Below are 16,403 nucleotides of genomic sequence, written 5' to 3' on the forward strand. Positions count from 1 at the left end.
GTCGCTCGGGGCGAACGCACGCGGGGTAGTATGTCCCCTGAAACTCAGTCGTCCTGCCAGGTCACGCCGTCGCGCTCGGTCAGCGCGATCGCGGCGGACGGGCCCCAGCTGCCCGACGGATAGCTTTTGGGCTTCATTCCGTTCGCTTTCCAGCCCTCGCGGATCGCATCGATCCAGGTCCACTGCGCCTCGACCTCGTCACGCCGCACGAACAGCGTCTGGTCGCCCTCGATCAGGTCGAGCAGCAGCCGCTCATAGGCGATCCGCCGGCGCGTACCCGCAAACTCGGCGTCGAGGCTGAGGTTCAGCGGCACCTCGCGCAGCCGCACGCCCTCGCGGTCGAGACCCGGTTCCTTCGCCATCACCAGCAGCTGGACATGCTCTTCGGGCTGCAGGCGGATGATCAGCATGTTGGGCTGGAGCAGCCCGCCGCGGCCCGCGAACATCGAATGCGGCACCGCCTTGAACTGGATCGCGATCTCGCTGCCGCGTGCCGCCATCCGCTTGCCGGTGCGCAGGTAGAAGGGCACGCCCTGCCAGCGCCAGTTGTCGACATGCGCCTTGATCGCGACGAACGTCTCGGTGGTCGACGTCTGGCCGAGTTCCTCCGAATAGCTCTTCACGAACTTCCCGTTGACCGCGCCCTCGGCATATTGCCCGGTCACGGTGACGTGCGGCGCCTCTTCGGGCTTGATCAGCCGGAGCGAGCGGAACACCTTCGACTTCTCGTCGCGCACGTCGGTGCCCTCGAACCGCGCGGGCGGCTCCATCGCGATCAGTGCGAGCAGTTGCAGGATATGGTTCTGCACCATGTCGCGCAGCGCGCCCGCGCTCTCGTAATAGCCCGCGCGTTCCTCCAGCCCGACCGTCTCGGAGATCGTGATCTGGACGTTGTCGATCCCTTGCGCATTCCACACCGGCTCGAAGAACGAGTTGCCGAAGCGCAGCGCGAGGATGTTCTGGACGGTTTCCTTGCCCAGATAATGATCGATCCGGTAGGTCCGGTTCTCGGGAAACGCCTTGGCGACCGCGTCGTTGATCTCGCGGCTTGTCGGCAGGTCGTAGCCCAGCGGCTTCTCGAGCCCGACGCGGACCGTCTCGCCCGCCAGCCCGACCTTGTGCAGCCCCTCGATCGCCGATTCGAACAGCGACGGCGCGGTCGACAGATAGATGGCGAGCCCGCCGGAAATATCGCCGATCTTGTCCGCCAGCGGCTGGAAGCTCGCCGGATCGGACAGGTCGGTCGGCTGGTAATGCACGCGCTCGAGGAACGCGTCGATCGTCCCCGCATCCTTGCGATCGTCCTTCAGATACTCGTCGAGCGCGGCTCTCGCGAAGGTGCGATACGCCGCGTCGTCGTGATCGTGACGCGCCGCGCCGGTGATCGTCAGCCCCTCGGGCAGCAGCCCGTCGGCGTGCAGGCCATAGAGCGAGGGCAACAGCATCCGCTGCGCAAGATCGCCGGTGGCGCCGAACAGGAGCAGCTTGGCTACGGGATTACGGTGCATGAGAGCTCCTGGGTCAGTCGGTCTTACGAAACCAGACCGGCGACCGGGTCGACCCCGGCCATGATGTTGAGGTTCTGGACCGCGGCACCGCCGGCGCCCTTGCCCAGATTGTCGAGTGTTGCGACCAGCCGCGCATGACCGGTCGCATCGTTGCCGCAGACGCGCAACGTCAACCGGTCGGTTCCGGCATTTTCCTCGATCGCGATCGCCGCCGCATCGCCCGCCGCCACGGTCACGAGCGCCGCGCCGTCATAGGCTTGCCGCAGCACCTCCTCGACCGCCGCCAGCGTCGGCCGGCCGGGCAGGGCATGAAGGTGCAACGGCACCTCGACGACCATCCCGCGATAGGCGTTGGCGACCGCGGGCGCGAAGATCGGCGCATGCGTCAGCCCGGCATGCTGCGTCATCTCGGCGATGTGCTTGTGCGCGAGGCCCAGCGCATAGGCGCGGAACGCGGTCGGGGTGGCGCCGGCCCCCTCGAACTCGGCGATCATCGCCTTGCCGCCGCCCGAATAGCCCGACGTCGCGTTGACGCTGAGCGGATGGCCCGCCGGCAGCAGCCCCGCCGCGACCAGCGGCGCGACGAGCGCGAGGAAGCCGGTCGGATAGCAGCCGGGGTTGGACACGCGCGTCGCCGCGGCGATCCGCGCCGCCTGGCCCGGCAGCTCGGCGAACCCATAGGTCCAGCCCGGCGCGACGCGGTGTGCGCTCGACGCGTCGATCACCCGCGTGCGGTCATTGTCGATCAGCGCGACCGCTTCGCGCGCGGCATCGTCGGGCAGGCAGAGGATGACGAAATCGGCATCGTTGAGCGCCGCGCGCCGTGCCGCGGGATCCTTGCGGTTCGCCTCGTCGAGCAAGGCGATATGGATGTCGGACCGCCCGGCGAGCCGGTCGCGGATCTCGAGCCCGGTGGTGCCCGCCGCACCGTCGATGAACACCGTCGCGGTCATGCCGCCACCGCCTTGCCGTCCGGCAGGTCGAGCGCGTCGATCTCGACATAGCCGACCAGGCCATGCGGCTGCGCGACGCCCCAGGCGGACGATCCGGCGATCTCGAGCACTTCGATCGTGTCGCCGACCGCCAGCGCGGTGACCGGCTCGCTCGCCGTGTCACGGCCCGCGCGCAGCGTCGCGGTGCGCGCGACCAGCCGGATCATCGGCACCGCATAATGCGGCGCGAAGACATGCTCGGCGAGGCGGATGTCGGCAATGTCGCGGCGGACCGCGTGCGTGCGCAGGTCGAGATCGACCGAACGCCCCGTCAGCGCGAAACTCTGGCGACGCGAGTCGGCAGAATCACGCGGCTGAATGACGCCGTCAGGCTGTCGCGGCGCGGGGCGCGGCGTCGTTATCGCCGATGAACTGCCCGAATTCTTCAAGAAAATCTGCCCCTTCACTCGTCCGCGCGACGAAGATGTTGCGCTTGTCGCTATCGTCGCGTTGCCGGCGCAGATAGCCGAGGGCACCCAATCTGTTCAAGGCGCGCGTGACGACCGGCTTCGATACGTTCAGTGCACGCGCCAGACCGCGCACCGTATGCGGGCCGGGTTTGAGATAGACGAGCAGCAAAAGCGCCATCTGGCGATTGGTCAGATCCGGTTCACCCGAACGGACATAATCGACCAGAGCCGTCATCCACGTCGATAGAGTATTGACTGCCATTGATGCCACAGCGTTGATCCGCCATCTGAATTTCAGGGTCGACGTCCCGTTAAGGAACGTCATTACGCTGTCACAACGCCCGCCCGCACGGCTTGTTTCCGTGTGTTTCGGTGTCGTGTGCGATATCCGGAGCCCGGGATGCGGTTGATCGTTGCCGCCGGCTCGCCTATGTGCGCGGCTTCGTAAAAGTTCCGGGGTTTTCCGCGCAATGTTCGCCTTCCTGCTTGTCATCCACGCGATCATCGCGGCCGCCCTCGTCACCGTGATCCTCATGCAGCGGTCGGAAGGCGGCGGTCTGGGCATGGGCGGCAGTCCCTCGGGGCTGATGTCGGCCCGCGGCGCCGCCGATTTTCTGACGCGCGCAACCGGCGTGCTCGGGACGATGTTCGTGCTGTTCTCGATCCTGCTCGCGATCCTCGCGGCGAATCACCGCAGCACCGACATCGACACGTCGCTCGCCCGCACGCCCGCCGCCGCCGCCACCGCGGTTCCGACCGCGGAGCCCAAGGGCGATGCGGCACCGTTCGCCGGTGGTGCAGAGAATGCCGGCGCCGCCGCACCGGCCCCTGCCGACAATGGCGCGGTCCCGCTCGCCCGCTAAACACTCCATTCGCCGACAAAAGCGCCCTGCGTGATCCGCGGGCGCTTGTCGTTCGTCCCCAACACACGCTACGAGACTCTTCCCATGGCTCGGTACATTTTCATCACCGGGGGCGTGGTATCGTCGCTCGGTAAAGGTCTCATGGCGGCATCGCTTGCCGCCCTCCTCCAGGCACGCGGCTACAGCGTCAGGATCCGGAAGTTCGATCCGTATCTGAACGTCGATCCCGGCACGATGTCGCCCTATCAGCACGGCGAGGTCTATGTGACCGACGACGGGGCCGAGACCGATCTCGACCTCGGTCACTATGAACGCTTCACCGGCGTGCCCTCGCGCCAGTCGGACAACGTCACCTCCGGCCGCATCTATCAGCAGATCATCGCGCGCGAACGCCGCGGCGACTATCTCGGCGCGACGGTGCAGGTCATCCCGCACGTCACCGACGCGATCAAGGCGTTCGCGCGCGCCGAGACCGACGATGTCGACTTCGTGCTCTGCGAGATCGGCGGCACCGTCGGCGACATCGAATCGCTCCCCTTCATCGAGGCGATTCGCCAGCTGAAGAACGAGGAAGGGCGCGGCAAGGCGATCAGCATCCACGTCACGCTCGTCCCCTATATCGCCGCCGCGGGCGAGCTGAAGACCAAGCCGACCCAGCATTCGGTCCGCGAACTCGCCGCACTCGGCGTCCAGCCCGACGTGCTCGTCTGCCGCTGCGAACACCCGCTGCCGCCGTCGGAGCGCGCGAAGATCGCGCTGTTCTGCAACGTCCCCGCCAGCGCGGTCATCCCCGCGCTCGACGCGAAGAGCATCTATGCGGTGCCGCTCCAGTATCACGGCGAGGGCCTCGATATCGAGGTGCTTCGCGCGTTCGGGATCGAACCCGCCGCCGCGCCGGACCTGTCGCGCTGGACCGAGATCATGGACCGGCTGACCAATCCGCAGGGCGAGGTCACGATCGGCGTGGTCGGCAAATATGTCGGCCTGCAGGACGCCTACAAGTCGCTCAACGAGGCGCTGGTCCACGGCGGCATCGCCAACCGCGTCAAGGTCAACGTCCGCTGGATCGATGCCGAGCTGTTCGAGAACGCCGAGAGCGACATCGCCGGCCAGCTCGAGCCCTGCGACGCGATCCTCGTCCCCGGTGCGTTCGGCGAACGCGGCGCGGAGGGCAAGATCGCCTCGGTCAAGTTCGCGCGCGAACGCAAGATCCCCTATTTCGGGATCTGCTTCGGGATGCAGATGGCCTGCGTCGAGGGCGCGCGCGGTCTCGGCGGCGTCCCCGACGCCTCGTCGACCGAATTCGGTCCGACCGACAAGCCGGTGGTCGGCATGATCACCGAATGGATGGGTCGCGAGGGGCTCGAGACGCGCGCGGCCGAGGGTGATCTCGGCGGCACGATGCGGCTCGGCGCCTATGACGCCAAGCTCGACGGCAACAGCGTCGTCGCGGCGATCTATGGCGGCACCGACATCTCGGAACGCCATCGTCACCGCTACGAGGTGAATACGGGCTACAAGGACGTGCTCGAACAGGGAGGCCTGGTCTTCTCGGGCATGTCGCCCGACGGCACGCTGCCCGAGATCGTCGAGCGTCCCGACCATCCCTGGTTCGTCGGCGTCCAGTTCCACCCCGAACTGAAGAGCAAACCCTTCGACCCGCACCCCCTGTTCGCCAGCTTCATCGAAGCCGCGGTCAAACAGAGCCGCCTCGTCTGACTCGACCGGGCGCCCTCACAGGCGCCCGCAAGGGCGAAATATCGATCACGCGAAGGCGCAAAGGCGCAAAGGGACCCAAACCCAAGCGCCGCCCTCATAAGATCCCAAAATCTTTGCGCCTCCGCGCCTCCGCGCCTCCGCGCCTCCGCGCGAACAAATTCTTCCAACTCCGAACCCCAGGCACAAAAAAGGCGCCCGGACCCAAAGGATCCGGACGCCCCACAGCGCTCACTAAAAATCAGGCAGCCTGATCGACAGCAACCGTATCGACCGCAGCCAGCGGCGCGCCGGTCTTGATCGCGATGCTCTTCGGCTTCATCGCCTCGGGCACCTCGCGGACCAGGTCGATCACCAGCAGCCCGTCGTTCAGCCGCGCATCCTCCACCAGCACGAAATCCGCCAGCTCGAACCGCCGCTCGAACGAGCGGTTGGCGATGCCGACATGGAGCAGCTGGCCCTCGGGCGCGCGCTCCTCCTTCTTGCCCGCGACCAGCAGCAGGTTCTGCTGCGAGGTGATCGCGATGTCGTCGCGCGAGAAGCCGGCGATCGCCAGCGTGATGCGGTAACGGTCCTGCGCGATCCGCTCGAGGTTGAACGGCGGGTAATTGTCGGACGTCGCGCCGCGCGCGTTCGTCTCGATCATGTCGAACAGCCGGTCGAACCCGACGGTCGAACGGCGATAGGGGGTAAGGTCGAGTCGCATGGTCAAATCCTCGTCTTGAGCAATCCAACATCAGCCCTGGCTCGCCTGTGCGCGGCCTGGGCACACGGCCCATCAGGCGCCGTGCGGCAGTGATCTGGTCACCCCGTAAAAACCTTCAAGATCACCCCGCCAAGATTTTTTCCGCGCCCCCGATAGCGCAGCTTTGCCCCCGCAAAGACGTTCCCGATTGAACTCCCACCAAATCAATGGGCTTTTAGCGCCAAGGTTCAAGGGAGACGATCATGGCCCATATTTTCGCGATGCTGGTCGCCGCACAGGCGGCCGCATCACGGCTGCCGGCACCCGCCGATCAGGCCGCGCCCGCACAGGACGCACAGCGCGACACAGGCCGGCTCGGCGCGGCACAGCAGGGCGGGGGAGACATCGTCGTCACCGCGCGCCGCCGCGCGGAGACGATCCAGAGCGTGCCGATCGCGATGTCGGTGATCGGCGGCCAGGCGATCGCCGACACCGGCGCGTACAACGTCAACCGCATCACGCAGCTTCAGCCGACGCTGCAATTCTACTCGACCAACCCGCGCAACTCCGCCGCCAACATCCGCGGGCTCGGCGCGCCGTTCGGCCTCACCAATGACGGCATCGAACAGGGGGTCGGCATCTATGTCGACCAGGTCTATTACAGCCGCATCGCATCGGCGACGTTCGACTTCACCGACACCGAACGGATCGAGATCCTGCGCGGGCCGCAGGGCACGCTCTACGGCAAGAACACCACCGCGGGTGCGATCAACATCTACACGCGCAAGCCCAGCTTCACGCCCGAGGCGCGGATCGAGCTCACCACCGGCAATCTCCGCTTCGTCCAGGCCAAGGCGTCGGTGTCGGGCCCGCTGGTCGACGACCGGCTCGCGATCCGCCTGTCCTCGTCGATCACCCGGCGCGACGGCACGATCCGCAATCTCCGCACCGGCAAGGACGTCAACGCGCAGGACAATCAGAGCCTGCGCGGCCAGCTCTTCTGGCACGCAACCGGCAATCTCGATCTCACGCTGTCGGGCGACTATAATCACCAGAACCCCGATTGTTGCGCGCAGATCTTCGCACGCGTCGGCACCACGCAGCGGCCCGTGTCGCGGCAATATGACGCGCTCGCCGCCGCACTCAACTACACCCCGCCGTCGCGCGACGCGTTCGACCGCGTGACCGATCTCGACACCCCGCTGCGCGCGCGGCAGGAACTCGGCGGCGCCGCGCTGCTCGCCGAATGGGATCTCGGACCCGTGTCGCTGACCTCGGTGTCGGCATGGCGCATCTGGGACTGGAAGCCGTCGAACGACCGCGACTTCATCGGCCTGCCGATCACCTCGGTCTCCGCCAACCCGTCGCAGCAGGAACAGGTCAGCCAGGAGGTCCGCCTCTCGTCGAACGGCCGCAACACGGTCGATTACGTCGCCGGGCTGTTCTACTTCCACCAGACGATCGACACGCAGGGGTTGCAGGTCCAGGGCGCCGCCGCCAGCCGCTACCTGCTCAACCCGACCAGCGCGAACGCGTCCAACCCCGTAGTGCTCGACGGCCTGACCGCGACCAACACGATCGGCTTCAAGAACACGTCCGCGGCCGGATTCGGCAAGGTGACCTGGCACATCGCCGACACCCTCTCCTTCGCCCCCGGTCTCCGCGTCAATTACGACAAGAAGACCGGCTCCTACGTCTCGGTCGTGACGACAGGGACGGGGGCGGGGGCTGTACTCAACTGCTCGACGACCGCGCAGGCGGCCAGCTCGGTCACGCGCGACCGGTGCAGCACGCTCGCACCCCAAATCTACACCCCCGCCTTTGACGACTGGAACGTGTCGGGCGACGCGACGCTCGCCTATGACGTCGCCCAGGACATCCACGCCTATGCGACCTATGCACGCAGCTACAAATCGGGCGGCATCAACCTGTCGGGGCTCCCGCTCGACGGCGCGAACAACCCGATCCTCGCCTCGGCGACGGTCAAGCCCGAGACGGTCAACCATTACGAACTAGGCCTCAAGACCCAGTTTCTCGACCGCCGCGTGACGCTCAACCTCGCGGGCTTCTGGACCGAGATCAACGATTACCAGGCGACCGTCACCAACGGCCAGCTTGGGGTTCTGCGCGGCTATCTGGCGAATGCGGGCAAGGTGCGGACGCGCGGGTTCGAATTCGACTCGGCGTTCCGCCCGACGTCGCGCTTCAACCTCTACGTCAACGGCGCCTATACCGACGCGAAATATGTCCGCTTCGTCGATGCGCCATGCCCGCCCGAGCTGTCGGGCGGCACCACCGCGACCGCAGGCCAGACGCCCAGCCCGGCAGGGACCCCGGGCGGGGTCAGCCCCGCCAACTGCGACATTTCGGGCCAGCGCCTGCCGGGCATCTCGAAATGGGCGTTCTCCTACGGCGCCGAATACGACCTGCCCGCACGGATCGGCGGTCTCGATGGCCAGGTGTATCTGGGCTATGACGGCAGCTACCGCTCGACCTTCTCGTCCAACCCGTCCGCCTCGGCCTATACCGACATCAAGGGCTATGCGCTCGGCAATGTCCGGCTGGGCTTCCGCGGCGAGGACCGGCTGAACGTCTTCGGCTGGGTCCGCAACGTCTTCGCCAAGGATTATTACGAATTGCTCGCGCTGCAATCGGGCAGCACGGGGCTGGTCGTCGGCCAGCCGGGCGATCCGCGCACCTACGGCGTCACGATCTCGCGCTCGTTCTGATACGGTTCACAAACGCTGCTCTACTCTATCTGCTATAAAGAGAGATCCGGGCGAAGGGTGAGAATTGGAAGCTCCCACTCTTCGTCCGGTGCCTGTTGCACTTCGGGGGTTCCGGGAACGGCGAATAGTGTATTCGTTGTGAGGAAAATGTCCCGGACAAGCAAACGCCCGGACCGTTTCCGATCCGGGCGCCTGCGTGACGATCGCTCGTCAGCCCCCATTTTGTCGCTTCCGCTCTGCACCTTCGGTGCGGCGTCAAAGCATTCCCCGAACCACGGCCGTTGCCTGTGTCTCAGCGAGGTTTTTGCTAAGTAATTGCGTGGTGTTTGTCACCCTGTTTGCGGGGCGCGCCACACGATTGGCAGGGGGCTGTGTCGAATCCGCAACAGACCAATCCAGACGCGGCCATGGTTGCCTCGCGCGGGGCCGCGTCCTAGAGCCAATGGACATCTCTTCTAACGATCGAACCCCCGCACCCATGATCCTGTCACGCTATGAACGGATGATCGCCCGGCGCTATCTGCTGCCGGGCAAGGGCGAGGCGTTCATCTTCCTCGTCGCCTCGATCAGCCTCGTCGCCGTCATGCTCGGCGTCGCCGCGCTCGTCATCGTGATGAGCGTGATGAACGGCTTCCGCGCCGAGCTGTTCGACAAGATCGTCGGGCTCAACGGCCATGCGGTGGTCCAGCCGCTCGGCGGCCGGATGCCCGACTGGCGCGAGATCGTCGCACAGGCGCGCGCCACCCCCGGCGTGACCAGCGCGGTGCCGCTGATCGAACAGCCGCTCGCCGCCACCTATAACGGCCGCGCGGAGGCGGTGCTGGTCCGCGGCATGCGCGTCGACGACATCCGCCGCAACTCGACGATCCAGGACAAGGTGCTGATGGGGTCGCTCCAGTCGATCACGCAAGGGTCCGGCCGGATCGCGATCGGCTCGCGGCTCGCCGAGTCGCTCGGCGCGCAGGTCGGATCGGACATCTCGCTGTTCAGCCCGCAGGGGCAGACCACGCCGTTCGGCACCGTGCCGCGCATCGTCAGCTACAAGGTCGGCGCGATCTTCGAGATCGGCGTCTACGACTATGACAAGGCGTACATCATCATGCCGATCGAGGATGCGCAGACGCTCCTCCTGATGGGCGACGCCGCGGGCATGGTCGAGCTGAAGACCGTCGATGCGGACAAGGTCGGCGAGATCCTGAGGCCGCTCGCCGAGAAGATCGGCGGTCGCGCAGTCATCCAGGACTGGCGGACGATGAACGCACAGCTGTTCGAGGCCTTGGCGGTCGAGCGTGTCGCGATGTTCACCGTGCTGTCGATCATCATCCTCGTCGCGGTGTTCAACATCCTGTCGTCGCTGATCATGCTGGTCCGCGCCAAGACGCGCGACATCGCGATCCTGCGGACGATGGGCGCGACGCGCGGCGGGCTGATGCGGATCTTCATCGTCGTCGGCACGACGATCGGCGCACTCGGCACGCTCGCCGGGCTCGGGCTCGGCTTCGTCTTCCTGTTCTACCGGCAGGGGGTGGTGAACTTCGTCCAGCTCGTGACGGGGCAGAATCTCTGGGATCCCTCGATCCGCTATCTGACCGAACTCCCGTCGAAGACCGATCCGGTCGAGATCATCGTGATCGCGCTGATGGCGCTGATCTTCAGCTTCCTCGCCACGCTCTATCCGGCCTGGAAGGCGGCGAGTACCGACCCCGTGCAGGTGCTGCGTTATGAATAATGGCCTTCCGATCGAGCGGCGCAGCGCGCAGGCGTACGACTATGTCCTGCAGACCAGCGGTCTGACCAAAAGCTTCACGCAGGGCGGCGCGACGATCGACGTGCTGCGCGGCATCGACCTCGGAATCGCACCGGGCGAGATCGTCGCGCTGCTCGGCCCCTCGGGCTCGGGCAAGTCGACGCTGCTCCAGGCCGTCGGCCTGCTCGAGGGCGGGTTCCAGGGATCGATCAAGATCGCCGGTACCGAGGCGTCGAAGCTCAACGCGCATGAGCGCACCGTGGTGCGCCGCGACAGCCTCGGCTTCGTCTATCAGTTCCATCACCTCCTCCCCGATTTCAACGCGACCGAGAATGTCGTCCTGCCACAGCTCGTCCACGGCGCGACGCGCGCACAGGCGGATGCGCGCGCGGCCGAACTCCTGACCCAGCTCGGGCTCGGCCACCGCCTCACGCACCGCCCCAGCCAGCTCTCGGGCGGCGAGCAGCAGCGTGTCGCGGTCGCGCGCGCGCTCGCCAACAAGCCCGCGCTCGTGCTGGCGGACGAGCCGACCGGCAATCTCGACGAGCATACCGCCGACATCGTCTTTGCCGAATTCGTCCGGCTGGTCCGCGAACAGGGCACCGCGGCGCTGGTCGCGACCCACAACGAGCGGCTCGCCGCGCGGATGGACCGCGTGTTCCGGCTGCACGAGGGCCGGCTGGCTTGAGCTGGGACGCGACACCGACGCTCGTCGGGCGTCACGTCACGCTCCGCCCGCTGGTCGCGGAGGACAAGGACGCGCTCGTTGCCGCTGCTTCGGCGGACGGCCTGTGGGACCTGTTCTACGCCAATGTCGCGCTGATGAAGGCGCCCGACCGCTGGCTCGCGGCGGCGTTCGAGCAGCAGGACTTTGGCCGCGCGCGGGTCTTTGCGGTGGTGGTGGACGGCATCGTCCGCGGCAGCACCCGCTTCATGCGGATGAGCGCGGCGAACCGGCGGCTCGAGATCGGCGGCACCTTCTACGCCACCGCGGTCCAGCGCACCGGCGTCAATACCGAGGCGAAGCGGATGCTGCTCGCCCACGCCTTCGACACGCTCGGCTGCGAATGCGTCCAGATCCGCACCGACAGCCTCAACAAGCGCTCACAGGCCGCGATCGAGCGGCTCGGCGCCAAGCGCGACGGGGTGCTGCGCGGGCATCAGGTGATGGCCGACGGCCGCTTGCGCGACACCATCGTCTACAGCATCTTGTCGCACGAATGGCCGGGCGTCCGTCAGAACCTGACCTATCTGCTCGCCCGACACGAGGACCGCGCATGACCATCACCGACTTCACCGTGAAGGCCGCCAACGGCACCCCCGCGTCGCTCGCGGCCTATGCCGGCAAGGTGCTGCTGATCGTCAACACCGCCTCCAAATGCGGCTTCACCCCGCAATATGAGGGGCTCGAGGCGCTCCACCGCGACTATGCCGATCGCGGGTTCGAGGTTCTCGCCTTCCCCTGCAACCAGTTCGGCGCGCAGGAACCCGGCGACGCGGCGGAGATCGCGAACTTCTGCACGCTCACCTACGACGTGACCTTCCCCGTCTTTGCGAAAGTCGACGTCAACGGCGGCGAGGCGGACCCGCTGTTCGACCGCCTGAAATCCGACGCCCCCGGCGTGCTCGGCTCGAAGGCGATCAAATGGAACTTCACCAAGTTCCTGATCGACCGCGCGGGGAAAGTGGTCGACCGCTACGCCCCCACCACCAAACCCGCCGACCTCCGCACCGACATCGAAAAACTGCTCTAACGCCCCCTTACTACCACCCCGGCGAAGGCCGGGGCCCAGTTGGAAAGGCCACAGTAACGAAGCGCAGACCTCAGTCAGCAACGTCTCCCACCTGGCCCCCGGCCTCCGCCGGGGTGGTCATTGTAGGCACCACCCGCACCAAAAGACTGTTCCCCCGCAAAGGCAGGGACCCAGCCCGGCGCGTCCCGCCCCCTTCCGAACCACCCCGGCGAAGGCCGGGGCTCAGTTGGAAAGGTCGCAGTAACGAAGCGCAGACCTCAGTTGGCAACGTCCCCCACCCGGGCCCCGGCCTCCGCCGGGGTGGTAACTGTCGGCAGCACCCGCACCACAAGACTGTTCCCCCGCGAAGGCGGGGGCCCAGACTGGCCTCCCGCCTTCGCGGAAGAACAGCCTCGAACCAAAAACCAAACCCCCCACCTCAACTCATCCCGTCCCAACCCGCACCTCCCGCCATCGCGTCTGGTCGAATCACGCCGCAACGCCTACCTCTCGCCAATGCATTCCGGTTACGTCCCGCTCCGCGTCTTCTCCTGCTACACCATGCTCGACGGCGCGATCGATCCCAAGGCGATCGCCAAGCAGGCGCGCGCGCTCGGCTTCCCCGCCGCCGCGCTGACCGACCGCAACGGCCTCTACGCCGCGATGGCCTATTCGGACGCCGCCAAGAAGGACGGTGTCCAGCCGGTCATCGGCGTGATGCTCGGCCTCAGCCGCCCCGACATGCCCGACGGCATCGCCACCCCGTTCGACTGGATCGCGCTCTACGCCCAGAACGCGAAGGGCTATGACAATCTCTGCGCGCTCGTCTCGATGGCGCATCTCGATCGCCCGATCGAGATGCCCGCGCATGTCGATTTCGCAGCGCTCGAGCGCCATGCCGACGGGCTGATCGCGCTGACCGCAGGCGGCGAGGGCGGTGTCGCCCGGCTGTTCGCGGAGGGCCAGTCCGCCCGCGCCCGCGCCTATCTCGACCGCCTCCAGCACCTGTTCGGCGACCGTCTCTACATCGAGCTCTCACGCCGCGGCGACGCGACCGAGATCGCCGCCGAGGACGCGCTGATCGACATCGCCTATGAGCGCAACCTGCCGCTCGTCGCGACCAACCCGTGCTGCTTCACCGAAAGCGCGTTCGGCGACGCGCACGACGCCATGCTCTGCATCGCGCACTCGACCTATGTCGAGACCGAGGACCGCATCCGCAGCTGCCCCGAAGCGTGGATGAAGCCCGCGCCGGTGATGCACGAGATGTTCGCCGACCTGCCCGAGGCGATCGCCAACACGCTGGTCGTCGCGCAGCGCTGCGCGGTGATGGCGCCCTACCGCAAGCCGATCCTCCCCAGCCTCGCCGGCGATATCGAAGGCGAGGCGAAACTGCTCCGCGACGACGCCGAGGCCGGGCTCGAAAAGCGTCTGGCACGCATCACCGAGCTCCACGGAGAGGCCGAGGACGGCTGGCGCGACGTCTATCGCGCGCGCCTCGCCTTCGAGGTCGACGTCATCGTCCAGATGGGCTTTCCCGGCTATTTCCTGATCGTCGCCGACTTCATCAAATGGGCGAAGGACCACGACATTCCGGTCGGTCCGGGCCGTGGCTCGGGCGCAGGCTCGGTCGTCGCCTGGGCGCTGACGATCACCGATCTCGATCCGATCAAGCTGGGGCTGCTGTTCGAGCGCTTCCTGAACCCGGAACGCGTGTCGATGCCCGATTTCGACATCGACTTCTGCGAAACCCGCCGCGGCGAGGTGATCCGCTACGTCCAGGAGAAATACGGCCGCGATCAGGTCGCGCAGATCATCACCTTCGGTAAGCTGAAGGCGCGCGCGGTGCTGAAGGATACCGGCCGCGTGCTGCAGATGAGCTATGGCCAGATCGACCGGCTGGCAAAGCTCGTCCCCAACCACCCGACCGATCCCTGGACGCTCGAGCGCGCGCTGAACGGCGTCGGCGAGCTCGCCAAGGAATATGCCAACGACAATGGCGTGCGAAAGCTGCTCGATCTGGCGATGAAGCTGGAGGGGTTGCCGCGCCACTCGTCGACGCATGCCGCCGGCGTGGTGATCGGCGACCGCCCGCTCGCGCAGCTCGTCCCCCTCTACCGCGATCCGCGCTCGGACATGCCCGTCACGCAGTTCGACATGAAATATGTCGAGGGTGCGGGCCTCGTGAAGTTCGACTTTCTCGGGCTCAAGACGCTCTCGGTGCTCCAGAAGGGCGTCCAGCTGCTCGCCAAGCGCGGGATCAAGGTCGATCTCGACGCGCTCGAATGGGATGACGCCGGCGTCTACGCGCTGCTCCAGAAGGGCGACACGGTCGGCGTGTTCCAGCTCGAATCGGAGGGCATGCGCCGCACGCTGTCCGCGGTCCGCCCGTCCAATTTCGGCGACATCATCGCGCTCGTGTCGCTGTATCGACCGGGCCCGATGGACAATATCCCGTCCTTCGGCCGCCGCAAGAACGGCACCGAGACGATCGAATATCCGCACCCCGCGCTCGAATCGATCCTGTCGGAGACCTACGGGATCTTCGTCTACCAGGAACAGGTCATGCAGGCCGCGCAGATCCTCGCGGGCTTCTCGCTCGGCGGCGCCGATCTGCTGCGCCGCGCGATGGGCAAGAAGATCAAGGCCGAGATGGACGCGCAGCGCGCGATCTTCGTCGAGGGCTGCGCCAAGGTGAACAATATCCCGAAGGCCAAGGCCAACGAGCTGTTCGACTTGATCGACAAGTTCGCCGGCTATGGCTTCAACAAGAGCCACGCCGCCGCCTATGCGCTGCTCGCCTACCAGACCGCGTGGCTGAAGGCGCATCACCCGCACGAATTCTTCGCCGCGTCGATGTGCTACGACCTGCACCAGACCGACAAGCTCGCGATCTTCACCGACGACATGCGCCGCCTCGGCATCGCCACGCTGCCGCCCTGCATCAACGCGAGCCAGGCCGAGTTCGACGTCGAGGTGAAGGACGGCGAACCCGCGGTCCGCTATGCGCTCGGCGCGCTCAAGTCGGTCGGCGAAGGCGCGATGGAGAAGCTCATCGTCGAGCGCGTCCAGAACGGCCCGTTCGCCGGGCTCGACGATCTCGCCAAGCGCGTCGACCCGCGCCTGCTCAACAAGCGCCAGCTCGAAACGCTCGCCGCCGCGGGCGCGTTTGACGGGTTCGAGCCCAACCGCGCCGGCATCCACGCCACCGCCGAGACGATCCTCGCGATCGCCGCACGCACCCACGCCGCCAAGACCAGCGGGCAGGGCGGTCTGTTCGGCGATGCAGAACCCGCGGGCGACGCGATCAAGCTGCCCCCCTCGGTGCGCTGGACGCTCAGCCAGCGGATGGACCAGGAGAAGGAGGCGTTCGGCTTCTACTTCTCCGCGCACCCGGTCGACCGCCACCGCCACATCGCCAACAGCCACGGCGCACGCGCCTATACCGCCTTGTCGGAGCTCAACATTCCCGACGACGGCAGCCGCGCCGGCGCGACGATGGCGGTGCTGGTCGAGGATGCGCGCTATCGCACCTCCGCGCGCGGCAAGCGCTTCATGATGGCGCAATGCTCGGACGCCAGCGGCCAGTTCATGGCGACCTGTTTCGACGATCAGGTCTCGAAGGATCTCGAGGACGCCGCCAAGGCGGGCGGTTGCGGCCTCATCACCGTCGAGCTCGACCGCAAACCCGGCGAGGACACGCCGCGCGTCAGCATCAAGCGGATCCAGCCGTTCGAGGGGCTCGCCAACATCGCGCGCTTCCAGGTCGTCGTGACCATTTCGGACATGGCCGCCTTCGCCGGGCTCGCCGCTTTGCTCGCCGATCACCGCGGCGCGCGCGGCGAGGTGCGCGTCCGCGCGATGCTTCCCGACGGCGAGGTCAGCATCCTGCTCGGCCGCGATTTCCTGCTCGACGGCGAGCTTGCAGAGCACATCGAGTCGTTGCACGGTGTCACCAAGGTGGAGCTCAAGACCTCGGAAACGCGGCTGGCTCTCGTCGGATAATTGCTTGGGAGAGCG

The 16,403-nt window shown here is 66.8% G+C and carries 13 protein-coding genes; 8 read left to right on the forward strand and 5 right to left on the reverse strand.

The features are described 5' to 3' along the window. Positions 1 to 44: 44 nt before the first annotated feature. Genes zwf through C8J24_RS12500 form a run of 4 tightly spaced genes read right to left on the reverse strand, consistent with a single transcriptional unit; the run spans position 45 to position 3,145 of the window. On the reverse strand, positions 45 to 1,508 hold the full coding sequence (gene zwf / locus C8J24_RS12485; protein ID WP_037528659.1) for a glucose-6-phosphate dehydrogenase: 1,464 nt from the start codon (positions 1,506 to 1,508) through the stop codon (positions 45 to 47). Positions 1,509 to 1,531: 23 nt separating this feature from the next. After that, entirely contained in the window at positions 1,532 to 2,461 is a 930-nt protein-coding gene (gene argC, locus C8J24_RS12490) for an N-acetyl-gamma-glutamyl-phosphate reductase (RefSeq protein ID WP_107932641.1), read from the reverse strand. Next, entirely contained in the window at positions 2,458 to 2,889 is a 432-nt protein-coding gene (locus tag C8J24_RS12495) for a hypothetical protein (protein ID WP_236559043.1), read from the reverse strand. Before C8J24_RS12495 ends, argC begins: the two co-directional genes overlap by 4 nt. After that, positions 2,828 to 3,145, reverse strand: a complete 318-nt coding sequence (locus tag C8J24_RS12500; RefSeq protein WP_031395049.1) for a MarR family transcriptional regulator — start codon at positions 3,143 to 3,145, stop codon at positions 2,828 to 2,830. Before C8J24_RS12500 ends, C8J24_RS12495 begins: the two co-directional genes overlap by 62 nt. Positions 3,146 to 3,380: 235 nt before the next feature. Between C8J24_RS12500 and secG the strand changes: the two genes are divergently transcribed. Both secG and C8J24_RS12510 read left to right on the forward strand, forming a co-directional pair. Continuing rightward, a complete protein-coding gene (gene secG / locus C8J24_RS12505) occupies positions 3,381 to 3,773 on the forward strand; it encodes a preprotein translocase subunit SecG (protein WP_031395050.1) in 393 nt (130 codons plus the stop codon). Positions 3,774 to 3,857: 84 nt separating this feature from the next. Next, a complete protein-coding gene (locus C8J24_RS12510) occupies positions 3,858 to 5,492 on the forward strand; it encodes a CTP synthase (protein WP_031395051.1) in 1,635 nt (544 codons plus the stop codon). Between the two features lie 238 nt (positions 5,493 to 5,730). Here the strand turns inward: C8J24_RS12510 and C8J24_RS12515 are convergent, their stop codons facing one another. Next, a complete protein-coding gene (locus C8J24_RS12515) occupies positions 5,731 to 6,195 on the reverse strand; it encodes an Hsp20 family protein (RefSeq protein WP_107932643.1) in 465 nt (154 codons plus the stop codon). A 242-nt stretch (positions 6,196 to 6,437) separates the two neighbouring features. Between C8J24_RS12515 and C8J24_RS12520 the strand changes: the two genes are divergently transcribed. From C8J24_RS12520 to dnaE, 6 genes are all read left to right on the forward strand, one after another. Beyond that, positions 6,438 to 8,903 carry a TonB-dependent receptor gene (locus C8J24_RS12520; protein ID WP_107932645.1) on the forward strand — a complete coding sequence of 822 codons (2,466 nt, stop codon included), beginning with the start codon at positions 6,438 to 6,440 and terminating at the stop codon, positions 8,901 to 8,903. Between the two features lie 478 nt (positions 8,904 to 9,381). After that, a complete protein-coding gene (locus C8J24_RS12525; protein WP_031396032.1) occupies positions 9,382 to 10,632 on the forward strand; it encodes a lipoprotein-releasing ABC transporter permease subunit in 1,251 nt (416 codons plus the stop codon). Beyond that, on the forward strand, positions 10,625 to 11,338 hold the full coding sequence (locus tag C8J24_RS12530) for an ABC transporter ATP-binding protein (RefSeq protein ID WP_042467156.1): 714 nt from the start codon (positions 10,625 to 10,627) through the stop codon (positions 11,336 to 11,338). Before C8J24_RS12525 ends, C8J24_RS12530 begins: the two co-directional genes overlap by 8 nt. Then, on the forward strand, positions 11,335 to 11,931 hold the full coding sequence (locus C8J24_RS12535) for a GNAT family N-acetyltransferase (protein WP_107932647.1): 597 nt from the start codon (positions 11,335 to 11,337) through the stop codon (positions 11,929 to 11,931). The genes C8J24_RS12530 and C8J24_RS12535 overlap by 4 nt, the downstream gene beginning before the upstream one ends. After that, entirely contained in the window at positions 11,928 to 12,404 is a 477-nt protein-coding gene (locus C8J24_RS12540; protein WP_107932649.1) for a glutathione peroxidase, read from the forward strand. The genes C8J24_RS12535 and C8J24_RS12540 overlap by 4 nt, the downstream gene beginning before the upstream one ends. Positions 12,405 to 12,899: 495 nt before the next feature. Continuing rightward, positions 12,900 to 16,388: a DNA polymerase III subunit alpha gene (gene dnaE, locus C8J24_RS12545; RefSeq protein ID WP_107932652.1), complete on the forward strand. Its 3,489-nt coding sequence runs from the start codon at positions 12,900 to 12,902 to the stop codon at positions 16,386 to 16,388. Positions 16,389 to 16,403 lie beyond the last annotated feature (15 nt).

This window comes from Sphingomonas aerolata (assembly GCF_003046295.1).
Classification (GTDB): Bacteria; Pseudomonadota; Alphaproteobacteria; order Sphingomonadales; family Sphingomonadaceae; genus Sphingomonas; species Sphingomonas aerolata.

Coding starts and splice junctions, on each gene's coding strand:
- dnaE (WP_107932652.1), top strand. CDS start 12,900: ATGCATTCCGGTTACGTCCCGCTCCGCGTCTTCTCCTGCTACACCATG.
- secG (WP_031395050.1), top strand. CDS start 3,381: ATGTTCGCCTTCCTGCTTGTCATCCACGCGATCATCGCGGCCGCCCTC.
- zwf (WP_037528659.1), bottom strand. CDS start 1,508: ATGCACCGTAATCCCGTAGCCAAGCTGCTCCTGTTCGGCGCCACCGGC.
- C8J24_RS12500 (WP_031395049.1), bottom strand. CDS start 3,145: ATGACGGCTCTGGTCGATTATGTCCGTTCGGGTGAACCGGATCTGACC.
- C8J24_RS12525 (WP_031396032.1), top strand. CDS start 9,382: ATGATCCTGTCACGCTATGAACGGATGATCGCCCGGCGCTATCTGCTG.
- C8J24_RS12520 (WP_107932645.1), top strand. CDS start 6,438: ATGGCCCATATTTTCGCGATGCTGGTCGCCGCACAGGCGGCCGCATCA.
- C8J24_RS12515 (WP_107932643.1), bottom strand. CDS start 6,195: ATGCGACTCGACCTTACCCCCTATCGCCGTTCGACCGTCGGGTTCGAC.
- C8J24_RS12540 (WP_107932649.1), top strand. CDS start 11,928: ATGACCATCACCGACTTCACCGTGAAGGCCGCCAACGGCACCCCCGCG.
- C8J24_RS12510 (WP_031395051.1), top strand. CDS start 3,858: ATGGCTCGGTACATTTTCATCACCGGGGGCGTGGTATCGTCGCTCGGT.
- C8J24_RS12530 (WP_042467156.1), top strand. CDS start 10,625: ATGAATAATGGCCTTCCGATCGAGCGGCGCAGCGCGCAGGCGTACGAC.
- argC (WP_107932641.1), bottom strand. CDS start 2,461: ATGACCGCGACGGTGTTCATCGACGGTGCGGCGGGCACCACCGGGCTC.